The sequence below is a fragment of the Halorubrum rarum genome (assembly GCF_048380895.1).
GTDB lineage: Archaea > Halobacteriota > Halobacteria > Halobacteriales > Haloferacaceae > Halorubrum.
In genome coordinates this window covers 1-25,162 of record NZ_JBLWMN010000008.1, presented here as the reverse complement: position 1 = coordinate 25,162, position 25,162 = coordinate 1, and the positions used below count along the sequence as shown (strand labels likewise).

The 25,162-nt window shown below is 66.9% G+C and carries 25 protein-coding genes and 1 tRNA gene; 12 read left to right on the top strand and 14 right to left on the bottom strand.

Annotated elements, in window-relative coordinates:
- Positions 1 to 84: 84 nt before the first annotated feature.
- From ACNSN7_RS08075 to ACNSN7_RS08065, 3 genes are all read left to right on the top strand, one after another.
- Positions 85 to 438, top strand: a complete 354-nt coding sequence (locus tag ACNSN7_RS08075) for a hypothetical protein (RefSeq protein ID WP_418281770.1) — start codon at positions 85 to 87, stop codon at positions 436 to 438.
- 155 nt (positions 439 to 593) lie between these two features.
- A complete protein-coding gene (gene hisG, locus ACNSN7_RS08070; RefSeq protein ID WP_418281769.1) occupies positions 594 to 1,484 on the top strand; it encodes an ATP phosphoribosyltransferase in 891 nt (296 codons plus the stop codon).
- A 40-nt stretch (positions 1,485 to 1,524) separates the two neighbouring features.
- Positions 1,525 to 2,625: an ATP-NAD kinase family protein gene (locus tag ACNSN7_RS08065; protein WP_418281768.1), complete on the top strand. Its 1,101-nt coding sequence runs from the start codon at positions 1,525 to 1,527 to the stop codon at positions 2,623 to 2,625.
- 26 nt (positions 2,626 to 2,651) lie between these two features.
- On the opposite strand, the gene prs is transcribed toward ACNSN7_RS08065, so the two are convergent.
- The gene (gene prs, locus ACNSN7_RS08060) at positions 2,652 to 3,506 is read right to left on the bottom strand and encodes a ribose-phosphate diphosphokinase (RefSeq protein ID WP_418281767.1); all 855 of its coding nucleotides are present in this window, start codon (positions 3,504 to 3,506) and stop codon (positions 2,652 to 2,654) included.
- A gap of 146 nt (positions 3,507 to 3,652) precedes the next feature.
- On the opposite strand from prs, the gene ACNSN7_RS08055 reads away from it, so the two are divergent.
- Positions 3,653 to 4,303 carry an HVO_0476 family zinc finger protein gene (locus tag ACNSN7_RS08055; protein ID WP_418281766.1) on the top strand — a complete coding sequence of 217 codons (651 nt, stop codon included), beginning with the start codon at positions 3,653 to 3,655 and terminating at the stop codon, positions 4,301 to 4,303.
- Between the two features lie 72 nt (positions 4,304 to 4,375).
- Here ACNSN7_RS08055 and ACNSN7_RS08050 read toward each other — a convergent pair whose 3' ends face one another.
- The 6 genes from ACNSN7_RS08050 to ACNSN7_RS08025 all read right to left on the bottom strand — a co-directional run bounded on the left by ACNSN7_RS08050 (position 4,376) and on the right by ACNSN7_RS08025 (position 11,627).
- Positions 4,376 to 5,593 (bottom strand): DUF2157 domain-containing protein, encoded by a 1,218-nt coding sequence (locus ACNSN7_RS08050; RefSeq protein ID WP_418281765.1) that lies wholly within the window; start codon positions 5,591 to 5,593, stop codon positions 4,376 to 4,378.
- A 75-nt stretch (positions 5,594 to 5,668) separates the two neighbouring features.
- Entirely contained in the window at positions 5,669 to 6,781 is a 1,113-nt protein-coding gene (locus ACNSN7_RS08045; protein ID WP_418281764.1) for a pyridoxal-phosphate-dependent aminotransferase family protein, read from the bottom strand.
- Between the two features lie 365 nt (positions 6,782 to 7,146).
- Positions 7,147 to 7,404 (bottom strand): DUF7561 family protein, encoded by a 258-nt coding sequence (locus tag ACNSN7_RS08040; RefSeq protein WP_418281763.1) that lies wholly within the window; start codon positions 7,402 to 7,404, stop codon positions 7,147 to 7,149.
- A gap of 70 nt (positions 7,405 to 7,474) precedes the next feature.
- Positions 7,475 to 8,584 (bottom strand): ABC transporter ATP-binding protein, encoded by a 1,110-nt coding sequence (locus tag ACNSN7_RS08035; RefSeq protein ID WP_418281762.1) that lies wholly within the window; start codon positions 8,582 to 8,584, stop codon positions 7,475 to 7,477.
- Positions 8,574 to 10,364: an ABC transporter permease gene (locus tag ACNSN7_RS08030; RefSeq protein ID WP_418281761.1), complete on the bottom strand. Its 1,791-nt coding sequence runs from the start codon at positions 10,362 to 10,364 to the stop codon at positions 8,574 to 8,576. The genes ACNSN7_RS08035 and ACNSN7_RS08030 overlap by 11 nt, the downstream gene beginning before the upstream one ends.
- Positions 10,365 to 10,373: 9 nt before the next feature.
- The gene (locus ACNSN7_RS08025; protein ID WP_418281760.1) at positions 10,374 to 11,627 is read right to left on the bottom strand and encodes a thiamine ABC transporter substrate-binding protein; all 1,254 of its coding nucleotides are present in this window, start codon (positions 11,625 to 11,627) and stop codon (positions 10,374 to 10,376) included.
- Positions 11,628 to 11,810: 183 nt separating this feature from the next.
- Here ACNSN7_RS08025 and ACNSN7_RS08020 point away from each other — a divergent pair, with 183 nt between their 5' ends.
- Positions 11,811 to 12,632 carry a DUF6517 family protein gene (locus ACNSN7_RS08020; protein WP_418281759.1) on the top strand — a complete coding sequence of 274 codons (822 nt, stop codon included), beginning with the start codon at positions 11,811 to 11,813 and terminating at the stop codon, positions 12,630 to 12,632.
- Between the two features lie 160 nt (positions 12,633 to 12,792).
- Here ACNSN7_RS08020 and ACNSN7_RS08015 read toward each other — a convergent pair.
- From ACNSN7_RS08015 to ACNSN7_RS08005, 3 genes are all read right to left on the bottom strand, one after another.
- Positions 12,793 to 12,866 (bottom strand) — tRNA-Lys (locus ACNSN7_RS08015).
- Positions 12,867 to 12,942: 76 nt separating this feature from the next.
- Complete coding sequence (locus ACNSN7_RS08010; protein WP_418281758.1) at positions 12,943 to 13,629, bottom strand: DUF7119 family protein; 687 nt, start codon at positions 13,627 to 13,629, stop codon at positions 12,943 to 12,945.
- A gap of 176 nt (positions 13,630 to 13,805) precedes the next feature.
- A complete protein-coding gene (locus ACNSN7_RS08005) occupies positions 13,806 to 14,675 on the bottom strand; it encodes a CheF family chemotaxis protein (RefSeq protein ID WP_418281757.1) in 870 nt (289 codons plus the stop codon).
- 198 nt (positions 14,676 to 14,873) lie between these two features.
- On the opposite strand from ACNSN7_RS08005, the gene fer reads away from it, so the two are divergent.
- The 5 genes from fer (at position 14,874) to ACNSN7_RS07980 (ending at position 18,407) form a co-directional block, all read left to right on the top strand.
- Positions 14,874 to 15,263 carry a ferredoxin Fer gene (gene fer / locus ACNSN7_RS08000; protein WP_418281756.1) on the top strand — a complete coding sequence of 130 codons (390 nt, stop codon included), beginning with the start codon at positions 14,874 to 14,876 and terminating at the stop codon, positions 15,261 to 15,263.
- A gap of 336 nt (positions 15,264 to 15,599) precedes the next feature.
- Positions 15,600 to 15,809, top strand: a complete 210-nt coding sequence (locus ACNSN7_RS07995) for a dodecin family protein (protein WP_418281755.1) — start codon at positions 15,600 to 15,602, stop codon at positions 15,807 to 15,809.
- A 285-nt stretch (positions 15,810 to 16,094) separates the two neighbouring features.
- Positions 16,095 to 17,102 carry a thiamine pyrophosphate-dependent dehydrogenase E1 component subunit alpha gene (locus ACNSN7_RS07990; RefSeq protein ID WP_418281754.1) on the top strand — a complete coding sequence of 336 codons (1,008 nt, stop codon included), beginning with the start codon at positions 16,095 to 16,097 and terminating at the stop codon, positions 17,100 to 17,102.
- On the top strand, positions 17,095 to 18,120 hold the full coding sequence (locus ACNSN7_RS07985) for an alpha-ketoacid dehydrogenase subunit beta (RefSeq protein ID WP_418281753.1): 1,026 nt from the start codon (positions 17,095 to 17,097) through the stop codon (positions 18,118 to 18,120). The genes ACNSN7_RS07990 and ACNSN7_RS07985 overlap by 8 nt, the downstream gene beginning before the upstream one ends.
- Positions 18,120 to 18,407: a lipoyl domain-containing protein gene (locus ACNSN7_RS07980; RefSeq protein ID WP_418281752.1), complete on the top strand. Its 288-nt coding sequence runs from the start codon at positions 18,120 to 18,122 to the stop codon at positions 18,405 to 18,407. Before ACNSN7_RS07985 ends, ACNSN7_RS07980 begins: the two co-directional genes overlap by 1 nt.
- Before the next feature lie 39 nt (positions 18,408 to 18,446).
- Here ACNSN7_RS07980 and hemL read toward each other — a convergent pair whose 3' ends face one another.
- The 4 genes from hemL to trpY all read right to left on the bottom strand — a co-directional run bounded on the left by hemL (position 18,447) and on the right by trpY (position 23,880).
- On the bottom strand, positions 18,447 to 19,784 hold the full coding sequence (gene hemL, locus ACNSN7_RS07975) for a glutamate-1-semialdehyde 2,1-aminomutase (RefSeq protein WP_418281751.1): 1,338 nt from the start codon (positions 19,782 to 19,784) through the stop codon (positions 18,447 to 18,449).
- Between the two features lie 127 nt (positions 19,785 to 19,911).
- The gene (locus ACNSN7_RS07970) at positions 19,912 to 21,609 is read right to left on the bottom strand and encodes an ammonium transporter (protein ID WP_418281750.1); all 1,698 of its coding nucleotides are present in this window, start codon (positions 21,607 to 21,609) and stop codon (positions 19,912 to 19,914) included.
- Positions 21,610 to 22,079: 470 nt separating this feature from the next.
- Positions 22,080 to 23,111, bottom strand: coding sequence for a DNA repair and recombination protein RadA (gene radA / locus ACNSN7_RS07965; RefSeq protein WP_418281749.1), 1,032 nt, complete (start codon positions 23,109 to 23,111; stop codon positions 22,080 to 22,082).
- A gap of 268 nt (positions 23,112 to 23,379) precedes the next feature.
- On the bottom strand, positions 23,380 to 23,880 hold the full coding sequence (trpY, locus tag ACNSN7_RS07960) for a TrpY family transcription regulator (RefSeq protein WP_418281748.1): 501 nt from the start codon (positions 23,878 to 23,880) through the stop codon (positions 23,380 to 23,382).
- Positions 23,881 to 24,129: 249 nt separating this feature from the next.
- On the opposite strand from trpY, the gene ACNSN7_RS07955 reads away from it, so the two are divergent.
- Positions 24,130 to 24,666 (top strand): DoxX family protein, encoded by a 537-nt coding sequence (locus ACNSN7_RS07955; RefSeq protein ID WP_418281747.1) that lies wholly within the window; start codon positions 24,130 to 24,132, stop codon positions 24,664 to 24,666.
- Between the two features lie 18 nt (positions 24,667 to 24,684).
- The gene (locus ACNSN7_RS07950; RefSeq protein WP_418281746.1) at positions 24,685 to 24,960 is read left to right on the top strand and encodes a hypothetical protein; all 276 of its coding nucleotides are present in this window, start codon (positions 24,685 to 24,687) and stop codon (positions 24,958 to 24,960) included.
- Positions 24,961 to 25,162 lie beyond the last annotated feature (202 nt).

Here is a 25,162-nt window from a genome sequence, read left to right as displayed (position 1 = left end):
GTGGCGGACGCCTCGGTCGGTGGAGGGGTCCCTCTCGAAGCAGTCGACCACCACCTATACCCGGCTCGTGAGAGAGGTGAACACATGGTAGTTCCATTCATCGGGTCGATCGTCGCGTTCCTCGTCGCACTGCTGGTCGGCGGGCTCGCCATCTACGTGAGCGCCCGGCTGATCGCCGACGTCGACGACTACGGTCGTGCCGTGATCACGGCGCTGATCGGTGCGGTCGCGTGGGCGCTGACGTCGTGGATCCCGCTGATCGGGACGATCGTCGCACTGGTCGTCTGGGTCGGCGTGATCAACTGGCGATACCCCGGCGGCTGGGTCGCCGCCGCGAAGATCGGCCTGATCGCGTGGGCCGCCGCGCTCGCCATCCTCTTCGTCGTGAACACGGTGTTCCGGCTCGGGATCGGTGCGTTCGGCGTCCCCGGCGTCTGAGCGGTTCGAGAGCTCGCCCGTGAGGGAGCTCACCCGTGAGGGAGCTCACCCGTGAGGGAGCTCACCCGTGGGAGAGCGGCCGTTGATCGCGGTCCGCGTATCGGCGACCGCCCGCGGACGAAAACGTTTCCCGCCGGCCGCGCGTCGGACGACGTATGCGAATCGCCGTGCCCAACAAGGGCCGCCTGCACGACCCGACGCTCTCGCTTCTCGAACGCGCGGGGCTCCACATCGAGAACACCGCCGACCGACAGCTGTACGCCGACACGGTCGATCCCGACGTGTCGATCCTGTTCGCGCGCGCGGCCGACATCCCGGAGTACGTCCGTGACGGCGCGGCGGACCTCGGGATCACGGGCCTCGATCAGGCCGAGGAGTCCGGCGGCGTCGCCGCCGACGCGGGAAGTGCGGACGAGGACGACCTCGTCGATCTGTTGGATCTCGACTACGGGTCGTGTCGGCTCGTGCTCGCCGCGCCCGAGGACGGCGACGTCGAGTCGGTCGCGGACCTACAGGGCGCGACCGTCGCCACCGAGTTCCCGAACGTCACTCGCGAGTACTTCGATCGGGTCGGCGTCGACGCCGACATCGTCACCGTGACCGGCGCGACCGAGCTCACGCCCCACGTCGACATGGCCGACGCCATCGTCGACATCACCTCCACGGGGACCACCCTCAAGGTGAACCGACTCGCGGTGATCGACGACGTGCTCGACTCGTCGGTCCGATTGTTCGCTCGCTCCGACGTCGTCGACGACCCGAAGGTCGAGCAGGTCCGGACCGCACTCGAGTCCGTCCTCGCCGCGGACGGCCGCCGGTACCTCATGATGAACGCCCCCAAAGCGAACCTCGACGCGGTGAGAGACGTGATTCCGGGACTCGGCGGACAGACCGTGATGGACGTCGAGGCCGACGAGAACGGCAACGGAATGGTCGCGGTCCACGTCGTCGTCGACGAGCGCGACGTGTTCGAGGCGATCGCGGAGCTGAAGGAGGTCGGCGCGACCGGGATCCTCGTCACGGAGATCGAGCGACTCGTGGAGTAGTCCGGGCGAGTATTTACCTAGCGGCGTCGAACGGCCACGTATGCACGTCGGCGTCGTCGTCAACCCCATCGCCGGGATGGGCGGCCGTGTCGGGTTGAAAGGGACCGACGGGAAGGTCCGGGAAGCGATCGAGCGCGGCGCGGAGCCACGGGCACCGGACCGGGCGCGGCGCGCGCTCGACCGACTCGCGTCGGTCGCTCCCGAGGCCGTCGTCTCGACCGCCCGGGACCCGATGGGCGAGCGGCTCGTTCGCGAGGCGGGGTTCGATCCGGTCCGCGTGGTCGATCCGTTCGGGGACGAGGCGGGATCGGGAGCCGTGGCGGGTTCCGAGACGACAGCCGAGCACACGACGCGCGTGGTCCGCGAGTTCCTCGACGACGGCGTCGACGTCGTCCTGTTCGTCGGCGGCGACGGGACGGCCGCGGACGTCGCGGAGGCGATCGAGGGGACCGGGACGCCGATGCTCGGGGTTCCCGCCGGGGTGAAGGTGTACTCGTCCGTGTTCGCGGTATCACCGGAGGACGCCGCTGAGGTCGTCGCGACCTTCTCCCGGACCGAGCGTCGCGAGGTGATGGACATCGACGAGGACGAGTACCGCGAGGGGGAGGTGAATCCCGAACTGCGTGCGGTCGCACACGTCCCCGTCGCCGAGAACCTCCAGTCGTCGAAACAGACCGGCGGGGGGACCGTCGAGTCGCTCGCGGAGGGCGTGGCCGACGACATCCGCTCCCGCGAGGGCGACGGCGTCACCTACGTGCTCGGGCCGGGCTCGACGGTCGGCGCGATCAAAGCCGAGCTCGGCTTCGAGCCGTCGCCGATCGGTGTCGACGTCTGGCGCGACGGGGAGGTCGTGGCCCGGGACGCGACGGAGACGGAGATACTCGCGGCGCTCGGCGCGGAGAACGTCGTCGTCGTCTCGCCGATCGGCGGACAGGGGTTCGTGTTCGGGCGCGGGAACCCGCAGCTGTCGCCCGCCGTGATCCGCGAGTGCGACGTGGCGATCGTCGCCTCGCGGGCGAAGCTCGACGACGTGCGCGCGCTCCGCGTCGATACCGACGACCCCGACCTCGACGCGGAGCTCGCCGGCTGGGTGAAGGTGCGCGTCGGGAAGTTCGAGACCCGAATGATGAAGATCGTGTAGCGGGACGGGGTGGGCGACGCCCGACGTTACCCGTCGAGCGCGTCCGCGATCGCGGGCGCGGCGCTGACGACGCTACAGCCGCGCTCGATCGTGTCGGTTCCGACGATCCGGTCGACGCCCGCGGCCCGCAGCTTCGTCGTGGCGTTCGCGGCCAGCATCGGGTGAACGCAGGCGGCGAACACGCGTTTCACTCCGCGATCGGTCAACACGCCGATCGCCTCGCTCATCGTCGAGCCGGTGGCGACGATGTCATCGACGACGACGACGTCGCGATCGGCCACGGGCGCGTCCGAGGGGACGATCTCGATCTCGCCCGTCTCGCGGTCTCGGTGTTTCTCGAAGTAGTCCGTCTCGCCCGCACTGTACGCCTCGCGGACGGTGTCTGCGATCCCGATCGCGCCCTCGTCCGGTGCGAGAAACAGCGGATCGTCGAGCGCGGGGAGGGGATCGGCGAGCACGCCGGCGGCGTCGACGGTGGTGGCCGGGACGGTGTAGAAGTCGGCGACGGCCGACTCGTGGGGGTTCACGAGAACGACCCGGTCGCTTCCGGTGGAGACCGCCTTCGCCATCGCGCGCGCGGAGACCGGCTGGCCGTCGCCGAACGACTCGTCCTGTCGCGCGTACCCCATGTAGGGGACGACCGTCGTCACGTGCTCGGCACCCGCCTCGCGGACGGCGTCCTGGAGCTGGAGCAGTTCGACCCACGCCTCGTCGGAGTCGGTCGTCGCGACGACGACCGCCTCCTCGCCCGTGAACTCCGGGACCGCGGCCAGCCGTTCGCCGTCCGGGAAGCGGTCGTACGTCGCCGTCGCCAGCGGGCGTCCCGTCTCGTCGGCGAGCGCGGCCGCAAGCGATTGAGAGCTCGATCCGGGTACGATCATGGAGGGTCGTTCCGCGGACTCGGATAAACCAGTTTCCTTACAACGGTAGTCGCGGACGGGTCACGCCGCCGTATCCCCCGCCAGTCACCCGCATGCGGCCGACGACAGGGGCGGATATTTACGCGCGCGGCGGGTACGACGCCGTAATGACCGAAACAGGAGACCGAGTCGGCCTCGCCTGCCCGTCGTGTTCGCCGGGCGAGCCGACCGTCCACGAGGTGTTGCGACCGGGTGGACAGGCGACCGTCCGGTGTACCGACTGCGACCACACCCACAAAACCGAGATCCCGGAGGAGGAGACCGTCGACCTGCGGATCGTCGTCTCACAGGACGGCGACTCGTTCACGACCGAGATGGCGGTGCCCGCCGACACGTACGTCGCCGAGACCGACGAGTTCGTCGTCGACACCCCCGACGCGCTGATGCAGGTGCGGATCACCGGCATCGAGGTCGGACCGGAGGAGCGCGTCGAGGAGGCGGCCGTCGAGGACGTCGAGACGCTGTGGACCCGCGCGGTCGACAACGTCGGCGTCGACGTGACGCTCCACCCGAAGGACGGCGACGCCGATCGGACGCGAGCGCTCAGGGTCAACGTCCCCGGCGACTACGAGTTCGTGGTCGGCGAGAGCGCGGAGTTCGGCGACGAGGAGTTCACGATCGAGGGGCTCCAGATCCGCGAGGACGCCCCCGAGTACCGGCACGGAAAGCTCGACCACGACGGCGACATGGCGTACGCGAAGGACCTCAAGCGCGTGTACGCGCGAGATGAGACGCTGACCGCGTGGTCGGCGTGGTGATGACCGCGTGGTCGGCGTGGTGACGTCGCGAACTGACCCGTAACCGGTCGAGTTCGCGACGCTCGGAGACGTCTACCGGATCCGCGCGAGTACCTCCCGGCGTCCGCGTTCGGCCGCGAGCCCGACGCCGAGCAGGACGAGTCCCGCAGCGATCAGCGCGAGCGGTCCGGAGACGACGTCGACGACGGGGCCGGCGAGGAACGCGATCACCCCGAGAACGAACCCGAGCGTGGCGACGTTGACTAACGCGGCCTCCCGAAGCCCGACGGCCGCGACGACGAGCGCGAGCAGCAGCGCGAGCAGGCAGCCGAGCGCGACGAGCGCTGCGGCGACGTCGCCGACCCCCGCCGTGCCGACGGTCCACGCCACCGCGATACCGACCGGAGCGGCGAGGGCGGGCGTCGTCGCGTATCGGGGCCGCCCGTCGTCCCACCGCTGCCCGACGACGACCGCCGCGGCGACGACCGCGACGGTTCCGAGCGCCACCGTCCCGGCCTCGATGCCGATCCGCGGGGACTGGCCGGCGACCGAGGCGAGCGCGAGCGCGACGACGGCGAAGCCGCCGCCGAGCCATCGGTGCGTGGCCGCGATCCGGGACCTCGCCGGAGTCGCGTCGCCGTCGACCGTGGCTCGGTCCCCGAGAATCAGGCCGGCCGCGTAGACGACGCCGCCGTAGAAGCCGACGACGAGGACGGGGTTCTCGGGGGCGAGCGCGACCACGAGCGTCGCCAGCCCGAGCAGCGTCCCGAGCGCGGATATCGGTCGGGACCAGATCCCGAGCGCGATCGCGGTCGCCACCGTGGTCCACGCCAGCCAGAGCCACGGCTCCGTCCCGGTCTCGTCGACGAACGGCGCGAGGTCGGCGAGCTGAAACAGGGTGACGCCGGCGAAGAGGGCCGCGAGCAGCCACAGCCCGTGAGCGGTTCGCGGGGCTCGGTCGGCGAGTCGATGGCCGCCGAGACCGGCACCGACGGGGACGGCCACGAGAACGAGCGCCCGGACGGCGACGGGGATCGAGTCCCACCGTTCGAGCAGGAACGTGCCGACGCCGACCGCGACGAGCGCGCCGCCCATCAGCGCGAGCGCGACGACGAGCCGGCGGTCCTCGAGGAGATCGCGGGCTTCGTCACCGGAGGTCGAGTCGGTAGCGACGTCAGCGGTCGAGCCGGCAGCGACGCCGGGATCCGATTCGACGTCCTCGAAGGCTCGGATGCGGTCGGCGGTGGACTCGTCGATCAGCTCCTCGTCGGTCCACCGATGGAGGGCAGTGCGGAGGTCGTCGGGGTCCATGGACGGATCCTCCGAACGCGTCCCAAAGAGCGTTGTCCCGTCGGATCGCGGTTCGGTGAATCTGCCTGTGCCGGCCTACAGGTCGGCGACGTCCTCGATGGCGTCGGTGAGCGCCTCGATGCTCTCGACGGTGTGTTCGCCCATGTGGCCGATCCGGAAGGTCGCTTCGCCGAGCTGGGAGCCGTAGCCGTTCGAGAAGGCCATGTCGTACTCCTCGCTCACCTGCTCGATGGTGGCCGCGACGTCGATGTCTCGCGTGTTCTCGATGCAGGCGACCGTCTGTGACTCGTAGCCCTCCTCGGGGAACATCGCGAAGTGCTCGTCGGCCCAGTCGTGGACGTACTCCATCATCTCGCGGTGGCGCTCGTCGCGGGCGCGGTGTCCCTCGTCGAGCATGTGTTTCATCTGCTTGCGGTACGCCAACATGATCGGGATGGCGGGCGTCGAGTGGGTCTGGCCCTTCCGGTCGTAGTAGTCGATCGTGCGCCGGAAGCCGCCGTACCACGAGGAGGTTCCCTTCTCGACCTCGCGGTCGTAGGCGTCCTCGCTGACGACGCAGACCGCGAGTCCCGGCGGCATCGCGAACGCCTTCTGGCTCGACGCGAAGAGGACGTCGATGTCGTGTGCGTCGATGTCGACGTAGTCGCCGCCCAGCGCGGAGACGGCGTCGACGACGAAGTACGTGTCCGGATACTCCGCGACCACGTCGCCGATCTCCTCGACGGGATTGCGGACGCCGGTCGACGACTCGTTCATCACGGTGGCGACCACGTCGTAGTGTTTGTCGCTCGATTCGAGCGCCTCGCGGACGTCCTCGGGCTTGACGGCGTCGCCCCACTCGTACTCCAGCCGGTCGACGTTCTTGCCGAGTCGCTCGGCGACGTTGGCGTGGCGCTCGCTGAAGCTTCCGCAGGTCGGGACGAGGATGTTCTCGTCGACCAGGTTCAGCGTCGACGCCTCCCAGAACTCGGTCCCGGAGGCGGTGAGGATGACCACGTCGTTGTCCGTGCCGAGGAACTCCTTCGTGTCCTCGACGATGGTGGTGTAGAGATCGGTCATCCGGTCCATCCGGTGGCCGAACGTCGACTCCGTCATGGCCTCGATCACGTCCTCGCGCACCTCCGTCGGGCCGGGGATGTACAGCGTCTTGTCGTCGTAGTCGTCTCGGTATTCGCGTTTTTCCGTCACGGGATCCACCTGTTGGTTCCTACCGCGAGGCGAGAGGGTATGGTCCTTATGATACGTCCACAAAGCGGCGGCGCGCCGGCGAGCGCCCTTTTAAGGGCGCGAGCCGACCGCGAGGGAGGAGGACCGGCGCACTCGCGCCGGTCCGACGAGGCTGGGGAGGCGTGAGGGCGGTGCGAGGCGGGGCGGGGCGGTTCGGGTGGTGCGGTGCAGGGCGGGGCGGTGCGGGTGGTGCGGGGCGGGGCGGTGCGGGGCGGGGCGGTTCGGGTGGTGCAGGGCGGTGCGGGGCGGTGCGGGGCGAGTGGTGCGGAGCGGTGCGGGAGGATTTATAAACAGTCAGCGTATTGAAACGGTCCGATCGCCGAGTCTCACTTCCAGTGCCAGAAGTGGTCTCGGCCGCCCTCGACGGGATCGGTCCGCTCGCGGAGGTCGACGACGTCCCGTTCGGTCGGCTCGGTGTCGTCGGGGAGCTTCTCCATGCACTCGAAACAGAGGAAGAACTCGGAGCCGTCGGTTAGCTCCAGGGTCATCCCCTGCGTCGACTCGAACGCGAAGTTCCACAGGTCACCGATCCCGCCGGCGATCCTGACGGACCGCTCGCAGACGTCACACGACTCCGAGGCCATACACGCGGTTGGGACCCGGCATTGATAAGTTGGTCCGAACGCAGCGGCAAGCACACCCGACGATGGCCGATCAGCGATCGACTGCGACGACGTGAGCGTCCGCGGGGTCGAACCCGACGGCGATCTCGCCCGAGACGGGGTCCGGGGTGCGGACGAGTATCTCCTGACCGTCCCAGTCGAGGTGAACGCGAGTCGTCTCGCCGAGGAACTCCGCGCTCTCGACGGTCGCCCGGAGCGCGTTCTCCTCGCGACCGATCCGGAGGTGTTCGGGGCGCACACAGAACGTGAGTCGGTCGCCGGGGCTCGCTTCGATCCCCTCGTCGACTGCGACGCGAAGCGTCTCGCCGCCGACGTCGACGGCCGCGGTCCGACGGCCATCCGCGGCCGGATAACTCCCGTCGACCCCCGTGACCCGCCCCGCGAACACGTTGTTGTCCCCGACGAACTCGGCGACGAACCGCGAGGCCGGGCGGCGGTACACCGTCCGTGGCGGGGCAAGCTGCTCGAGGCCGCCGTCGCGCATGACGGCGACGCGGTCGGAGATCGCCAGCGCCTCCTCCTGATCGTGAGTGACGTATATCGTCGTGATGTCCAGCGACCGCTGGATCGCTTTTATCTGCACGCGGAGCCGCTCCCGGAGCCGGGCGTCGAGCGCGCTCATCGGCTCGTCCAGGAGGAGAACGTCCGGGCCGGGAGCGAGCGCTCGCGCCATCGCGACGCGCTGTTGTTGCCCCCCCGAGAGGCTGTCGGGTGCGCGGTCGGCGGTCCCCGCCAGATCGACCAGCGCCAACAGCTCGCGGACGCGCTCCGCGCGGGAGACGCCGCCGGGCGGATCCGCGAACTGCAGCCCGTAGGCGACGTTCTCGCCGACCGTCATATGCGGGAACAGCGCGTAGTTCTGGAACACGACGCCGACGTTTCGGTCCTCCGGCGGGACGCCCGAGACGTCCTCGCCGTCGAACGATATCGCCCCCGACGTCGGCCTCTCGAAGCCCGCGATCAGCCGGAGCGTCGTCGTCTTCCCGCAGCCGGAGGGACCGACCAGCGTGAAGAACTCCCCCTCCCGGATCCGGAGGCTCACGTCGTCGACGGCGTTCGTTCCCGCATAGCGCTTGGTCACGCCGTCGAGCTCGACCGCGATCGGGGCGTCCTCTCCGGGCGCGTCCGTCTCAGAGCCCATCGCTCTCACCCCCGAGCCGGTCGATGACGACGAAACTGACGCTCGTTACGACGAGTAAGACGACACCCATTGCGGTCGCCGGTCCGAGCCGACGCCCGATGAAGCGTTCGATGGCGACCGGCATCGTGTACGCGTCCGTGCCGGTCGCCAACACGACGGTCGCGGAGAACTCGCCGATCGAGATGGCGAACGCGAACGCCGCGCCGGCGACGACGCCCGGCCACACGAGCGGGAGCTCGACGTCGAGGAGGACCCGTGCTCGCGACGCGCCGAGCGCCCGCGCCGACTCGACGAGCGAGCGGTCGAGTCCCTCCAGGCCGGGCGCGACGGTTCGGACGACGAACGGATACCCCGCGGCGGCGTGGGCGGCGACGATCGCGATCGACCCGGCGACGGCGATCCGCCACCCGCCGATCTCGACGCCGAAGACGAGTCCGCGAAGCAGTCCGAGCCCGACGATTATCCCCGACACGGCGAGGGGAGCCATCGTGACCGCGTCGACGAGCTTCCGGCCGCGATAGCGCCGGGTCGTCAGCACCGCGACGACGACGCCCATCGGGAGCGCGACGAGCAGGGATCCGACGGCGAACGCGAGCGAGTTCCGGATCGCGGGCCACGGCCGCACCTGAAACGCCGCGCCCGTTCGCTGGCGATCGACGAGGAACCGGTAGTGGTCCAGCGTGAGCGCTCCGTCCCCGCCGGTCACGCTCGCGAGGACCATCGAGAGGATCGGCGAGACGAACACGACCGCGGCGACGAGGACGTACGCCGACAGTCCGACGCGCGGGAGGACCTCGCGGAGCGTCGGTGCCGGCGGGAGGAGCGGTCGACGCGGGAGCGTTCGAGCGCCTCGCGAGCGAACGGCGTGTCGCGCCTCGTACCGGAGGTACGCGAGGAGGATCGAAAGCGAGATCACGAGCTCGACGACCGCCAGCGCGGCCGCCTCCGCGTAGTGCAACTGGCGAACGAGCCGGTAGACGAACACCTCGACGGTCGCGAGCTGGAACCCCCCGAGCGCGAGCACGATGGGGAACGTCCCGAACGTGAACACGAACGTGAGCGCCGCGCCCATCAACACCGCGGGGTAGATCTGCGGGGCGACCACGTCACGAAACGCCCGGAACGGACTCGCTCCGAGGCTCCGGGCGGTTTCTACCGTGCGGGCGTCGACGGACTCCCACGCCGCGGTCGTCACCCGCGCCACCAGCGGGGCGTTATAAAACGCGTGTGCGATCACGATCGCCTCCAGCGTGAACAGCAGTTCGACGGGACCGAGTCCGACGGCGGCCAACGCGGTGTTGAGCGTTCCGCTGCGCCCGAACGTGGCGACGAACCCGACCGCGACCATGATCGACGGGAGGACGAACGGGAGGATCGTCAGCGACCGCAGCGTCCGACGCCCGCGGAACTCGAAGCGCACGAGCAGGTAGGCCGCGGGGACGCCGAGCGCGACGCTGGCGACCGTCGACAGTGCCGCCTGATACGCGGTGAAGCCGACGATCCCCAGCCGACGGTCCGACCCGAGGAGATCTCGACCGACCGACAGCGGGTTCTCCCCGGCGAACAGCCGCGCGAACTCCCCGAAGTAGAAGGGGTCGCGGAGGAGCTCCGCGAACACGCCGAGGGTGACGACGCCGTCGACGACGACCGACTCGACGAAGACGGTGCCGACCGGGTAATAAAAGACGACGAGAAGCAGCGCCGCCGTCGCGACCGCGAGCACGGCCAGTGCCCGGCGTTCGACCCCCTCACGAATCGCCCGCCCGCTCGCGTCGGTCACGGGACGCCCTCAGTTGCTCGCGAACTGCTGTACCCAGGCCTCGATCCAGTCATCGACCGATCCTTGCAGCTCCTCGTACGTGAACGTGACCGGATCCGCCGGCTCCTGGGCCAGCGCCGCGTAGTCGGCGTCGAGGTCGGCAGTGTCGGTCGCGGGGAACTGGACGTTGCGCCGCGCGATCTCGCCTTGCACCTCCGGTGTGAGCAGGAACTCGACGAACTCGCGGGCCAGATCCGGGTGGTCGGCGTCCGCGAAGACGGCCGCGCCCTCGGGGTTCGCGTACGCTTGATCGTTTAAAAATCGGATCTGGTGTTCCGCCAGGTCCGCACCGTCCATGTCGGCGAACACCTGGTCGGTGGAGTAGGAGACGACCATCGGCGCTTCCCCGCCGGACCACGCGGTGTACGCGTCGTTCCACGAGCCGAGCACGCGCACGTCGTTGTCCTGGAGGTCGGCCCAGAAGTCGAGATAGTCGTACTCGGTGTCCTCACCGGCGGTTCCCGCCACGCCGTCCGCGCCGAACCGGTGGATCGTGTGAAGCAGGAACGCCCGCCCGGTCGTCGAGCCGTCCGGGTTCTGCGCGATGAGCCCGCCGCGGTGGTCCTCGTCGAGCAGCCCCTCGAACGTCTCCGGAGCCTCCGTCGCGGTACCGTCGTACACGAGGCTGACGTAGTTCGTCGCGTACGGTACGGCGCGTTCGCGCGGATCGAACCACAGCCCCTCGCGCACGTCGTCGACTCCCTCGACGTCGTCGAGCGCGCCGGTCGCGAACAGCGGGTCGTCGAGCGCGCCGTCGATCCGGACGAGGTCGTCCGTGTTGATCCCGACGAACAGGTCGGCGTCGACGTCGACGCCCGACGCTCGGCGCTCGACGTAGTGGTTCAGCCCGTTCGAGGGTGTCGCCCACGCCAGTTCCGCGTCGAACCGCTCCTCGAACGCCTCCTGGAGCCACGGTCCCGGGCTCGACGACGGGGCGTCGACGAAGGAGTCGTACGTCGCGACGGTGAGCGTGCGGGGCTCGCCGTCGTCCGTCGTCTCCTCGCCGTCGTCCGTTCCGGCCCCGTCCGACGTCTCCGTCCCTCCGTCGTCGCTTCCCTCGTCGTCCTCGGTCGGCTCCGCGGAACACCCCGCGAGCACGACCGCGCCGGTCGCGCCCGCCGCCGCGAGGAACGACCGGCGCGAGCGCCGATCGATCGAACCCGCCCGTCCGTGCGACTCGGTCACCGGTCCGTCGGACTCCGCCCGCGCCTCGGATCTAGTCATTACTGGGTTGTTCCACCTAGTGGTTATATAAGCCCTCCGTGTCCCGAACTCGCCGTGATCCGAGTCCACCGCGTTCCGGGTATTCGGCGGCCCCGAACGCTCCGAGCGGGGCACGGAGCGGCGATTCGGTCGCGGAGCGGGATCGTCGATAGCGATTTACGAGGGGACGACATTCGATGGGGCATGACTGACGGATCCGGCCGACAGACCTCGGGCCTCACGCGACGACGACTGTTGACGGCGGGCGCGGCGGCGAGCGTCGTCGCCACCGCCGGCTGTCTCGGAACGCGGGACGGCGACGTGCCGGAGCCGCTCGTCACGGACGACCGGATCGACGACGGCTGGCGGCTCGTCGACGAGTCCGACGGCGTCGTCTTCGAGGAGCCGGTCGGCCCGGTCACGATCCGCGCGCTCGAGCGGACGACAGTGTACGAGTACGTCGACCTCGCGGAGGCGGTCGCGGAGGCGTTCGACGCGGACGGCTCGCCCGTTATTTTCTTCGCGTCCCGGATCGATCTCCGGCCGGCGCTCGACGGGCTGCCCGGCGGGATCGGACGCGATCGACTGATGGAGGAGGTCCGACCCGCCGCGGAGGCGGCGTTCCGCGATCAGCTCGCCGCGAGCGGACTGGAGGACGTCGAGCGCGTCGACACCGACACGGTCGACGTCGCGGGCGGACACGCCGCGACGGCCTATCGGTTTACGGCGGCGTTCCCCATCGAGGGCGAGACGACGCTGCCGGACGGGTCGACGGGCCCGATCGACGACGTCGTCGAAGTCGAGGCGCGGCTCGCCGTCTGGCACGACGGGACCGACGTGATGCTCTCCGGTGGGGCCTATCCCACGGAGCCGATCATCGCGGTGTTCGACCGGGCCCTTCCCGACGTGCTCGACGCCGCCGACGTCATCGGCGAGGTCGTCGACGGTGACGAGGCCGAGGCGCTCTCGACCGAACCGGAGACGTTCGCGGAGGCGGTCGACGCGCTGCTCGTCTCGGTGGAGTGAACCCGTCGCTCGACGCAGTCGACGAATCGCATCGCTCACCACTTCGGTGTACGGGCCGGGAGGGATTCGAACCACGGTCACTCCGCTTCGCTCCGTTCCCTGATTCGAATCCCTCCTGTCGACGCAGTCGACGGATCGCATCGCTCACCACTTCGGTGTACGGGCCGGGAGGGATTCGAACCCCCGACCGTCCGGTTAAAAGCCGGACGCTCTCCCTAACTGAGCTACCGGCCCGCAGTGTCTCCTTACGCTACGCGACTGATAAACGTTTAGAAACGGCGAGCGATCGACGACCGCGACCGTCGCGGGGTTATCGGCCGCGGGGGCCGTCGACGGAGTCGTCGTCCGCGAAGTAGTCGGACAGCGCCTCGCCGACGATCACGCCGGGCTCGACGTTGCGCATGGCGGCGCGTCGCCGGAGTTCGACGTACGCGTCCGTCGGGAGCCGCAGCGTGAGCTCGCCGACGTCGACGCCCGCCGTGCGGAGCGCGCGCTCGGCGTCGGTGCCGTCGTTGACCGTCGAGGCGATCGACCTGACTTCCCGAACCGTGAGGTCCGCGTCGAGCACCGCCCACGCGAGGAGGTAGCGGTCCTCGCCGCCGACGCGAGCGACGTGTTTCGCCGCGCTCGGCGCGATGTGACCGCGAGCGACGTGACGACGGATCGCCTGCGGGAGGTCGTGAACCCGCGCCCACTTCCGGATGAACGCGACCGAGACGCCGTCGCCGGCTCGTTCGGCGGCCGCCTTGTACGAGCCCGTGCCGCGCACGAGCGCCGCACACGCCGCGGCCCCGCGAAGCATGAGCACGTGGTCGTCGCCCGCGACGTCGCCGGTCGCGAACCGACCGACGGTCTCGGCCGCCTCCGCCACGCTGTCGGGGTCGTTCGGATCGAACCCGACCGCCTCGGCGGCCCGCTCGCCGGTTATCTCCGGATCCGCCCGAACGACCGGTTCGCCGACCGGGGACCGACGGTCCGCGCGTGACTCCTCGTTCATGTCACACCGTTCGCGTCCGAGTACATAAGCGGCGGGCACCGGGGCAGGTATCGCACCTGACTGTGACGGGCCGGCGTCGATGACGGCGAGGGGCCGATCGATGATGCGACCGGAGTCGATGGCGGCGGCCGGCGTCGATGACGGCGACCGGAGTCGACGACGAGGTGCCGTCCGGATCAGACGTTGATCGACTCCATGTAGGAGTTGATCACCATCTGCCCTTTCCGCGTGAGCGCGGTGCCTCGCTCGCCGTCGACGACGAGCCCGTCCTCGCGGAGCGAGTCGAGGACCATCGACGTTCGAGTGGCGTCGCCGGTGACGATGTCGGCGATGCTCGCCTCGCCGCCCGCCGAGTAGATGGAGACGAGGATCTCGAGCTCCTCCTCGGTCGGGTCGAGCTCCTCGACCTCCGTTAACACCTCGCTGTACTCCAGTTTGATGTACCGACCGAGGACGTTCAGTGCCCGTTCGTTCGGCACCGTCGCGATCGACGTGACGGTGCGCGTCTCGGGAACGTGCTCGAACACGAGCGCGGGACGCGTCTTCCCGCCGAGCGTTCGGTCGGTGCGCTCGTAGTCGACCACCGTCGAGAGGTCGACGGTGAACGGGTCCGGACAGTCGATGAACCCGATCGCTCCCGGAGAGAGCTTCAGGGACGCGGTTCGGTCGGACGCGTCCGTGACGTGACCGCCGACCTTCGCGGGATGTCTGACCGTGACGGTGACGTTTCGGAGGATCGCTTTGAACAACACCCGCGTGAACCGGTCCATGTCGTCGGGTTCACCCTCGATGACCGCCGTCCGGCGAGCGTTCCCCGCGCTGTACGCGATGGTGACGGTGTCGCTGAAAAACGATCGGAGGTCGCTGGGGACGGTCCCGACTGCGACGTCGAACACGCTGGCGAGCGGCATCGTCGTTTTCGTGTCCGTCGTCGCGAGAACCAGGCGTCGCTGGCTCAACAGCACGCGACCGGACACCGGTTCGTCGGCTCCGATATCGGGCGTGTGTATCCGGCCGACGAAATCTGCGACGACTGACTCCCCCATTGGATAGTGTTGAGAGTCGTTCGGTCTTTACGTTTTCTGCTGTCGTTCGTCCACGAGAAGCAACGACGTCGGTTCGGGAGACGCGGTGAATACAATCGGTGTTCGCCGAGAGCGGGCCCGAGCGACAAGAGACGGTCGATTCCTGCGCCGCGAGAGGAACAGCAAAGCCTAATGAGGTGGGCGATGAAATCCCGGGTGATGCCCACGGTAGAATACCTCAACTACGAAGTGCTCGACGACAACGGTTGGTCGCTCGACGACGAAGACCTCTTCGCGGAGGCCGCCGACGCCGGTCTCGACGACGAGGACTACGGGTCGCTCGAGGTGAATCAGGGCGAATACATCCTTGAAGCCGCGGAGGCGCAGGGATTCGATTGGCCGTTCTCCTGTCGCGCTGGCGCGTGTGCGAACTGTGCCGCCATCGTGAAGGAGGGTGAGATCGAGATGGACATGCAGCAGATCCTCTCCGACGAGGAGGTCGAGGAGAAAAACGTCCGTCTGACCTGTATCGGTAGCCCCGACGCAGAGGAAGTCAGGATCGTCTACAACGCGAAACACCTCGACTACCTGCAGAACCGCGTCATCTAACAACCGCTGTTCGAGCGGTTGACGTGACGCCTGTTCTCGGACTCGGTCCGAGAACCGACCTTCCCAATATTCTCGCATGTAGCGTACGTGTTGAACATCAGGGAGAATCGCCTCCGGAGCGACGACGGCCACTACTGCTCGGCTTTGAGAGTCAGGCACTCTCCGTGAGTCGCTGTGATATCTAGCCGAGGATTGGTTTGCGAGGTCGTGCTGAATACGGCGCGCGTATCTTGCAGCGGCGGCGTCAAGAAGAGACACGATCATCAGCACAGAGCGGATGACTCGCCGTTCCGACCCAACTCCTATATCCCGGCAGGTTGTATATAATCATCGACCATGGGAAATACTGTTAAAACGATCGAACTGATCGGTAACTCGACGGACTCGTGGGAAGATGCCGCTCAAAACGCACTTGACGATGCCGATAAAACGATCGAGGGGATCAAAGGCATCGAGATCATCTCACAAACCGCAAACGTAGAGAACGGCCAGATCGATCGCTACAAAACGACCCTTCACGTAGCGTTCGAGTTGCAAGGTCGGTAACGCTGTCGACGGTCGGTGAGAGCCGGATTTTCTCGAGGCGAATTAATCAATATTGTTGCGTGACAGTCGCTCGACTCACATCAACTGAGAAGCACCCGGCGTCTTTGCTGCAGACATACTCGAATATCCGTATAGAGACTCGGCCGATACAGCCCGTTGAGGAGAGGTTTTCGGGGCGTACTGAATGCAAACTATCGGTGTCTCCCCGAATGAACTAATACCATTAACCATGAACGACACAGTGTCATGGTATCTCCTGACAAGATGAGAGAGCTATACGCCGATATGGTAACGGCTCGCTATTACGAGGAGCGCCTCCAAGAGGAGTATCTGGAGGGAAAACAGCCGGCGTTCGATATCTCTGCAGGGCCGATCCCCGGAGAACTCCACCTCGCAGCAGGCCAAGAGGCGGCTGCCGTTGGCGTCTGTCACCATCTCCGGCCGGAAGACACCGTGACGGCACCCCACCGGCCACACCACGTCGCTATCGCGAAAGGGGTCGATCTGAAGCGAATGACCGCCGAGATATTTGGTCGGAAGACCGGCCTTTGCAAGGGGAAAGGCGGACACATGCATCTCTTCGATCCCGATGTGAAATTCGCGTGTAGTGGGATCATCGCGGAGGGGTGCCCACCAGCTGCCGGTGCCGCCTTAGCGGCACAAAAGCGCAACGAGGATACGGTCGCAGTCGCATTCCTCGGGGAGGGCGCGATCGATCAGGGTGCGTTCCTCGAATCGCTGAACTTCGCGAGCGTCCATGACCTGCCAGTAGTGTTCGTTGTGGAGGACAACGACTGGGCGATCAGTATGCCCAAAGAGCGGGTCACAGACGTCGAAGACGGCTCGGATCGCGCTGCTGGATTCGACATGACTGGTATGCGGGTCGACCAAGACGACGCTGTCGCCGTGTACGAGGCTGCCGAGGAGGCGATCGGCCGAGCGCGCGATCGGAACGGACCAACGCTACTCGAGGTACAGGTCCACCGCCGGATGGGTCACTTCATGGGCGATCCACAGACGTACCGGCCTGAAGACGATGAGGAGGCGGCGCTCGCGCGCGACTCGATCGAGCGGCTCGCGGCGCGGTTGCGTGATCACGGTGTCGACGACGACGAACTCGCTGCGGTTCGCGAGAACGCTGAAGAGCGTGTCGAAGCGGCGATCGAGTGGGCAAAAGAACAGCCGAAACCCGACCCGGAAGACGCCTACGACGACGTCTTCGTCACCGCACCGTCAGGCGTGACAACGGAGGAACCCGACTTCGAGCTCGCGGAGGTGACCACCGATGAGTGACGCCTCCACCGTGATCGACCGCGAGTTGACGATGAGTCGAGCGATGGTCGAGTCGATCGCCGACGAGATGCGATCGAACGAGGAGGTGTTCTACATGGGCGAGGACGTCGCCGATTACGGCGGGATCTTCGATAGTACCCAAGGGCTGCTCGAGGAGTTCGGGCGCGACCGGATAATGGACGTTCCGATCAGCGAGACTGCCTATCTCGGGGCCGCCGTCGGTGCCGCACAGGAGGGAATGCGCCCCATCGCGGAGCTGATGTTCGTCGACTTCTTCGGCGTCGCGATGGATCAGATCTACAACCAACTTGCGAAGAACACGTACATGAGCGGCGGGAACGTGAACGTCCCGCTCGTTCTCACGGCAGCCGTCGGTGGGACGTATAACGACGCTGCCCAGCACTCGCAGACGTTGTACGGTACCTTCGCTCACCTTCCCGGACTGAAGATCGTGGTCCCCTCGACCGCGTATGACGCGAAGGGGCTGATGCACAACGCCATCCGCGATGATGACCCGGTGATGTACCTCTTCCACAAACGGTTGATGGGAATCGGCTGGATGCCGGCCCCCGACGGCCCGAAAACGCCGGTCCCCGAGACGGACTACACGATCCCCTTCGGATCCGCGGACGTCAAGCGGGAGGGGTCAGACGCCACTGCCGTCACCCTTGGATTGCACGTTCACCGGGCGCTCACCGCTGCGGAATCACTGGCGAAAGAAGGTGTCGACGTGGAGGTCATTGACCTCCGGACGCTCGTTCCACTCGATGTCGAGACGATCGTGGAATCGGTCCGCAAGACGGGGCGACTCGTCGTCGTCGACGAGGACTATCGCTCCTTCGGCGTCACTGGTGAGATCGTGGCAAGCGTCGCCGATCGGGATCTCGATGCGTTAGAGGCCGTTGAGCGTGTCGCTGTTCCGGACGTGCCGATCCCGTATGCCCGATCGATGGAAAACGAAGTCATTCCCGATGCGACTGCTGTCGAGGAACGTGTCCGTGAGGTACTCGAATCCTAATGACCGATCAACGAGTTGTCACTGATGGCGGATCCGGAATGCGAGTCGCGATCCGCGCAGCCGGCGATTGGGAGGACGACATCGACGAGACCGCGGGAATCGTCGTTGACTGGTTCACTCGAGAGGGGCGATCCGTCGAGAGCGGTGCCACCGTCTGTGAGATACAGGTTGAAAAGGTGAGCATCGATATCCTCGCGCCGATAGATGGCACGCTCGACGAGATCATTGTCGGCGAGGACGACGAGTTCGAGATCGGTGAGACGCTCGGGTGGATCCAGCCGCAGTGAGGTCCTCCCCGGGAGCAGTGCTCGCAAACAGGGAACGCGTTACAGGACGTCCCGATACGCCGCCAGCGTCTCCTCGACGTCCGCTTCGGTGTGCGCGTAGGAGGTGAACTGGCACTCGAACTGGTTGGCGGTGAGGAACACGCCACGGTCTTTCATCTCCTGCCAGAACACGCGCTCCCAGCGGTCGGTCTCGGCGCTGGCGACGTCGGCACCGGTCTTCGGACACAGGTCGTACCGGGCGCAGTCGGGGTTCTGTCGGCAGCCGCCCACACAGCAGGCGTCGACGTCGTCCGGCACGTCCCGCGTGAACACCGTCTTGAACATCGAGTCGGTGCCGACGACGGTGTACTCCGGCGCGCGCTCCGCGCAGATCTCCGAGATACCCTCGCGGAGCATCCGCCCCAGACGGTTGACGTGCTCGTACACGTCGTTTTCGGCGGCGTACTCCAGATACGCCTTGCCCGCGGCCATCGTGACGGGGTGCCCGGAGAACGTGCCCGACTGGAACACGTCGCCGGAGGGCGTGAACCCCTCGATGATGTCGGCTCGCCCGCCGATCGCACCGACCGGGAACCCGCCCCCGAGTATCTTGCCGAACGTGGTGAGATCGGGGGTGACGCCGAACTTCGACTGTGCACAGCCGAGCCCACCGACGCGGAACCCGGTGATCACCTCGTCGAACACGAGGAGGGAGCCGTGGTCGTCACACAGGTCCCGAAGCGTCTCGTGGTAGCCGTCGATGGGCATCACGATCCCCATGTTCGCGAGGATCGGTTCGACGAGGACGGCGGCGATGTCGTCGCCGTGCTCCTCGAAGACGGCCGTGGCCGCCTCGGGATCGTTGAACGGGATCGGCAGCGTGTGCTCCGCGAACGAGTCCGGAATCCCCGCGGTCGAGGGGTGCGGGTTCTCGGCCGATCCCCCGACGAGCGTCGACTCCTGTGCGCCGTGGTAGCCGCCCTGCATGATGACCACTTTGTCGCGACCGGTGTCGCCGCGAGCGAGCCGGACGGCCGACACCGTCGCCTCCGTCCCCGAGTTCACGAACCGGATCGACTCGACGCTCGGGACGTGGCGGGCGACGAACTCCGCGTGTTCGACCTCAACCTCCGTCGGGGCACCGTACATCGGGCCGGCGGCGGCGTGCGACTGGATCGCCGACTCGACGGGTTCGGGGACGTCGTGGCCGTACAGTAGAGGTCCGTACCCCATCACCCAGTCGACGTACCGGTTGCCGTCGGCGTCGACGACGTGGCCGCCGTCGCCGCGCTGGATGAAGAAGGGGTGCGGCATCGTCGCCCGGACCGAGGAGTTGACGCCGCCCGGCATCACCGACAGCGCGCGGTCGTACAGCGCTCGGGAACGCTCGTGGTTCATGATCGAGCGTTGGACCCCGGCGATGAAAGTAGTTACCGGGTCGGCTATCGAGCCGTCGATGTCGCTCGATCGCGGTGCACCGGTTGCGGCGAAAAAGACCGTTCCGAAGCCGTGTCGTCGCGTCGCGTTACACCGCTTCCGGGCCGGTCTCCCCGGTACGAACCTGCAGTGCGTCCTCGACGGGAAGGATGAACACCTTGCCGTCGCCGGGCTCGCCGGTCGCGGCCGCGCCGCGGATCGCCTCTGCGACCTCGTCGGCCGGGATATCGGCGACGACGATGTCGATCTTCACCTTCTGGTGGAGATCGACCGTGAACTCCTCGCCGCGCCACTGTCCCGTCTTGGCGGGTTGGGAGCCGCGGCCGGAGACGTTCGTCACCGTGAGCGACGGTGCGCCGATCTCCGCGAGAGACGTCTTGATGTCGCCGAGCTTGTCGGGACGGACGATGGCGGTGACCATCTTGATCTCCGTGCCCGCCTCCTCACCGCCGTCGGCGCGGGGGGAACCGTCGGTAGTGTCGACCACCGAGGCACCGCCGTCGGTGGCGACGGTCGGTTTACCGAACTCGGGGTACGTCTCGACGCCGTGTTCGCTGACGTCGAGGCCGTCACGCTCGTGTTCGGGGGTGACGCGGGCCTGACCGAGCGCCTTGAACGCACCGAACACCGCCGCGGTCGCGAGCACCGTCCAAACGGTGATGACGGCGACGCCGATGACCTGCGAGACGAGCAGGCTCGCCGAGAAGCCGTCGACGTGGACGAACGGCAGCGCGAGCACGCCCAGCACGCCTGCGGAGCCGTGAACGGGGAACACCGCACAGACGTCATCGATCTTCATGCGATCGGAGACGAACTCGAAGACGAGCGGGAGCTGGAGCCCGGCCAACAGCGCAACCAGAATGGCTCCCCACCAGGTGACGAGGTCGGCGATGCCGGTAACGCCGACGAGGCCCGCGAGGAGGCCGTTGGCGACGTACAGCGTGTCGACCTTCTTGGTGAGGTACAGCGAGCCGATCGCCGCACCGACCGCGCCAGCGGCCATACCGAGCGTCGTCGCGAGCGCGACGCGGCCGACGACGGCGTACCCGCCGAGAGCGAGCTCGCCGCCGTCGACAGCGAACACCGTCGCGGTCGTCCCGACGTTGAACCCGTACCAGCCGAACGCCAGAACGAGCGTCCCGAGCACCGCGAACGTCATCGAGTGGCCGGGGATGACGTTCGTGGTGCCGTCCTCGGCGTAGCGGTCCATACGCGGACCGATCACGTACGCCGCCGTGAGTCCGGCGATGCCGCCCATGCCGTGGACGATCATGCCGCCCGCGAAGTCGGTGAACCCGAGTCCGGCGAGGATCCCGCCGCCCCACGTGAAGCCGACGACGACGGGGTAGATGACCGCCGACAGCGCGATCGTGTATCCCACGTACGCGCGGAGCTTCGCGCGTCCGGCGACCGCACCGGAGACGATGGTCGCGGCCGTCATCGCGAAGACCGCACCGAACAGCCAGCTGTTGATCCAGTCGCCGTCGGCCGCGGTCATGACGTCAGTGAACGCGCCGGCGGAGAAACCGCCGCCGCCCGTGAGCGACCCGATGACCCCCTCGATGGCGAAGCCGAGGAAGAAGTACGCCAGAATACCCACGCTCCAGGTGAGCAGGTTCTTCGTGAGCTGGTTCGCGACGTTCTTCGCACGGACCTGTCCTGCCTCGAGCATCGCGAAGCCCGCGTGCATGAAGAAGATGAGGAAACAGACCAGCGCGACCCACATCAGGTTTACACCCTCCGCGATCACGGTCGGATCGACGGTCGCGAGGACGCCGGCCGTCACGACGTACTCACCTCAAATGGACGCATGTCTTTCGTGGAACGCAATTCGTTCGTGTTCATGTTCTGAATCACGTTTCGACACCGGGGAACGGATGTATATAAACGTTGTAGTTGAGGTTTCTCAAAAAAGAGCAATATAATTCTGCAACTGTGGAATATAAGGACGGATGGATGGTGTATAAGGTAATATGATGCGGAGTTCTACGGTAAGAATTGCGAATATATCCAACGCATGTCGTGTATCTGGTCTGACAACAGAGGGGAGAACGTCCGCTCGCGCGACAAATCTTGCCGGAGAGGTCGAAAGGGAGTCCGACCGCGAGTCGACCGCGACGCGTTCCGCGGTCCGAGCGCTGGAAACGGCGTTTTTCGGGAGAAAGACGGAACGAAACGGGAATTCGACGATCGGACACCGACGTCTCCGATCGGTGTGTCCACGTTCGGATCGGGGGCGGGAACGTGGCGAGTTCGTTACTCCGGTTTCAACCCGGCACCCTCGACCCGCATGATCGCCTCACCGTCGGCGAGGTTCGGCGCGTCGACGAGCTTGACGATCCGCTTGTTACCCTTCGACTTCCGGAGGTACATCCGGAACGTGGAGGCGTGCCCGAGGATGTTGCCCCCGATCGCCTGCGTCGGGTCGCCGAAGTAGGAGTCGGGGTTGGAGGCGACCTGGTTGGTGACGAGAATGGCGGTGTTGTACAGATCGCCGATCCGCATCAGGTCGTGGAGGTGTTTGTTAAGCTTCTGTTGGCGGTCCGCGAGCTCACCGCGACCCACGTACTCCGCGCGGAAGTGCGCGGTCAGCGAGTCCACACAGACGATCCGGATGGGCCACTCGCCCTCCTCGTGTTCGCCCGCGAGCTCCTTGGCCTTCTCGGCGAGGAGGATCTGGTGGTTGGAGTTGAACGCCTTCGCGACGTGGATCTGGTCGAGGAACGCGGCGATGAGCTCGTCCATGGCCTCTTCGTCGTCCGGCGTTCCCTCGATCTCGCGGCGCTCCATCTCGTCGGCGAGGATCCCGTCGTCGAGCCCGCGAACCATGTCGTCGATCCGCTCGGGACGGAACGTGTCCTCGGAGTCGACGAAGATACAGCCCCCGTCGAGTCCGCCGTGCTCCTCGCTGAGCTGGACGTTGACGGCCATCTGGTGTGTGACCTGCGACTTCCCGGATCCGAACTCACCGTACACTTCCGTGATCGACTGGGTTTCGATCCCGCCGCCCAGCAGATCGTCGACCTCGTCGATCTGCCAGGAGAGCTTGCCGATCTCCTGTCGGCGTTCGAGCACGGTCGCGCCCGTCTCGAAACCGCCGACGTCGGCGGCCTTGCGCGCGGCGTTGATGATGTCGCTGGCCGAGGACTCGCCGATGTCGGCCGTGTTCGACAGCTCGCCGGGGCTCGCCACGGCGATCGACTGGTAGCTCTCGAAACCGGTATCAACGAGTTTGTCCGCCGTCGCGGGGCCGACGCCCGGAAGGTCCTCGAGTTCGTCTTCTGGCATGTACACACGGCTTGTTCGGCTTCGGGTATAAAGCCTCGTTTACACCCGAGTGAAAGTGAAACGATCGGGAACCCTCGAGATCGAGTCGTCGCTCGTGTTCGTCTCCCCCGGAGGCGATCGGTGGACGGGACGTGAACGGCGGTCGCGACGGGAGGAGGGACGTGAACGGCGGTCGCGGCGGGAGGAGGGACGTCAACGGCGGTCGAAGCGGGAGCCGGGAGCGTCGTCTGCGCCGTTGACGTCCGGCCCGAACGCCGTCGACGGTCGTTTAAAAGCCGACGCGACGGACGTAGTCGAGTTCGCGGATCTCGACGAGGAGCTCGCCGGGGAGTTCGGCGTCGGTGATCACGTACAGTTTCGGGTCGTCGGTGAACTCCGGGTCGTCGCTCAACACCTGTCGTATCGGGATCTCGTGGTCGGCGAGGATCCCCGTCACCTCCGCGATGATCCCCGCCTCGTCGGCAGCGTCGACCTCGATGGTGAGGACGGTGAGATCGAGGACGGGAGCCAGGTCCATCAGGCTCGGGACCGACGAGATGTTGGCGAAGATGCGTCGGAGATCGGGATCGGCCAAGATCGCGTCGGTCGTCGAGTCGACGACCCGCCGGTCGACGTCGAGCTCGCGCGCGATACCGGTGTACGGGATCTCGATCCCGCCGGAGACGACCCGGCCGGAGTCGTTGACGGAGAAGCCGCGCTCCAGGAGGAGCCGGATGACCGCCTGCTGGCTGGGGGATCCCTCGAACTTCTCGAGGATCTCGTCGAACATGCGTTACTCCATCTGCCCGGCCCGGCGGCTTAAAAGGGGAGGTGAGCGCGACCGCGAGGGTCAGTTCGCGTGCTCGAGAGGGCGTCCCGTAGCGTGTATATATATCCCTATAATGTTGAGGTCAACTGACACGTGGCAGTGGCGAGTCCGTTCAGACGTGGGAGTCACCACCATGGAGGCGATGCGGATGCCTCGCAGGATCGATCGGAGGTGACGCCGGCCCACGGAGCGATCGGGGTGAGAAAAACGATGACACACGACATACAAAACGTACGGACGAGACTGTTCGGGCGGACGGTATCGTTCGATCTCGACGGGCCATGGACCAGCTACTGGATGCTGTTCCTGCGGCTGACCATGGGATGGTGGTTCATGGCGGCCGGGCTCGGAAAGATCATGGAATACGGGGTGTTCTACGACGCACATGGGTGGATGATGTTCGCCACTGAGGGGACGATCATCCACCCGGTCACGGCGTGGTTCGCCGCCAACGCCGTCTGGCTGCCGAACCTGCTGATTCCGTGGGGACAGTTCGCGATCGGACTGGGGCTACTGGTCGGCTGTCTGACTCGGTTAGCAGCCGCCAACGGCGCATTCCTCATGTTCTTTTTCTACTTCGGGAACGCCGATTGGGGGAACGGGTTCGTCAACGGTGACCTCTTTGGACTCCTGTTGTTCCTGACGCTTATCGTGTTCGGAGCCGGCCGCGTGTTCGGTATCGACGCACGGCTCGAGAGTACCGAGATCGTGGAGAACAATCAGTGGCTGCGGTATCTAATGGGGTGACAACGGATGAACACTACGATGGACACGGCTGACGGGATCGCAATGGCTCTCGGTGGTGGCCTGATCGCGCTCGGGATCGTCGTCATGGGCCTGATCAACGAACTCGCGGGATCACCGCACGTCCCCATCGAGGAGGAGGGAGCGATCGTCGCGACGCCGATCGTCGCGCCGGAGCTTCGCGCGTATCTCATCGCGCTCGGGCTGCTCGTGTGGGTTGTGTACGCGATGTACAAGCTGGCCAGCCCGCCGCCGCCGACGAACACGAACCGACCGACCACACCGGCCGACGACTGACGGGCATCGACTCGTCCGTTCGCTCGTCGCGCTCCGACGAGACGCAGCGATCGGTCGATCCACCGCACCCGCCATCGCGGGTGTTACGGAGAATCAAGGAGAAAGCCTCGCGCTTTAGCGCGGGGATGAATCCGACACTCCCCTTTAGAGTCCACCGTCCGATGGCACGGCTGGATATTCCGCGCTGCTCCAATCCAAGCCT

Excerpts from the sequence above, each read along its gene's own strand:
- ACNSN7_RS08075 (WP_418281770.1), top strand. The coding sequence starts at position 85 with ATGGTAGTTCCATTCATCGGGTCGATCGTCGCGTTCCTCGTCGCACTG.
- hisG (WP_418281769.1), top strand. The coding sequence starts at position 594 with ATGCGAATCGCCGTGCCCAACAAGGGCCGCCTGCACGACCCGACGCTC.
- ACNSN7_RS08065 (WP_418281768.1), top strand. The coding sequence starts at position 1,525 with ATGCACGTCGGCGTCGTCGTCAACCCCATCGCCGGGATGGGCGGCCGT.
- prs (WP_418281767.1), bottom strand. The coding sequence starts at position 3,506 with ATGATCGTACCCGGATCGAGCTCTCAATCGCTTGCGGCCGCGCTCGCC.
- ACNSN7_RS08055 (WP_418281766.1), top strand. The coding sequence starts at position 3,653 with ATGACCGAAACAGGAGACCGAGTCGGCCTCGCCTGCCCGTCGTGTTCG.
- ACNSN7_RS08050 (WP_418281765.1), bottom strand. The coding sequence starts at position 5,593 with ATGGACCCCGACGACCTCCGCACTGCCCTCCATCGGTGGACCGACGAG.
- ACNSN7_RS08040 (WP_418281763.1), bottom strand. The coding sequence starts at position 7,404 with ATGGCCTCGGAGTCGTGTGACGTCTGCGAGCGGTCCGTCAGGATCGCC.
- ACNSN7_RS08035 (WP_418281762.1), bottom strand. The coding sequence starts at position 8,584 with ATGGGCTCTGAGACGGACGCGCCCGGAGAGGACGCCCCGATCGCGGTC.
- ACNSN7_RS08025 (WP_418281760.1), bottom strand. The coding sequence starts at position 11,627 with ATGACTAGATCCGAGGCGCGGGCGGAGTCCGACGGACCGGTGACCGAG.
- ACNSN7_RS08020 (WP_418281759.1), top strand. The coding sequence starts at position 11,811 with ATGACTGACGGATCCGGCCGACAGACCTCGGGCCTCACGCGACGACGA.
- ACNSN7_RS08010 (WP_418281758.1), bottom strand. The coding sequence starts at position 13,629 with ATGAACGAGGAGTCACGCGCGGACCGTCGGTCCCCGGTCGGCGAACCG.
- ACNSN7_RS08005 (WP_418281757.1), bottom strand. The coding sequence starts at position 14,675 with ATGGGGGAGTCAGTCGTCGCAGATTTCGTCGGCCGGATACACACGCCC.
- fer (WP_418281756.1), top strand. The coding sequence starts at position 14,874 with ATGCCCACGGTAGAATACCTCAACTACGAAGTGCTCGACGACAACGGT.
- ACNSN7_RS07995 (WP_418281755.1), top strand. The coding sequence starts at position 15,600 with ATGGGAAATACTGTTAAAACGATCGAACTGATCGGTAACTCGACGGAC.
- ACNSN7_RS07990 (WP_418281754.1), top strand. The coding sequence starts at position 16,095 with ATGGTAACGGCTCGCTATTACGAGGAGCGCCTCCAAGAGGAGTATCTG.
- ACNSN7_RS07985 (WP_418281753.1), top strand. The coding sequence starts at position 17,095 with ATGAGTGACGCCTCCACCGTGATCGACCGCGAGTTGACGATGAGTCGA.
- ACNSN7_RS07980 (WP_418281752.1), top strand. The coding sequence starts at position 18,120 with ATGACCGATCAACGAGTTGTCACTGATGGCGGATCCGGAATGCGAGTC.
- hemL (WP_418281751.1), bottom strand. The coding sequence starts at position 19,784 with ATGAACCACGAGCGTTCCCGAGCGCTGTACGACCGCGCGCTGTCGGTG.
- radA (WP_418281749.1), bottom strand. The coding sequence starts at position 23,111 with ATGCCAGAAGACGAACTCGAGGACCTTCCGGGCGTCGGCCCCGCGACG.
- trpY (WP_418281748.1), bottom strand. The coding sequence starts at position 23,880 with ATGTTCGACGAGATCCTCGAGAAGTTCGAGGGATCCCCCAGCCAGCAG.
- ACNSN7_RS07955 (WP_418281747.1), top strand. The coding sequence starts at position 24,130 with ATGACACACGACATACAAAACGTACGGACGAGACTGTTCGGGCGGACG.
- ACNSN7_RS07950 (WP_418281746.1), top strand. The coding sequence starts at position 24,685 with ATGGACACGGCTGACGGGATCGCAATGGCTCTCGGTGGTGGCCTGATC.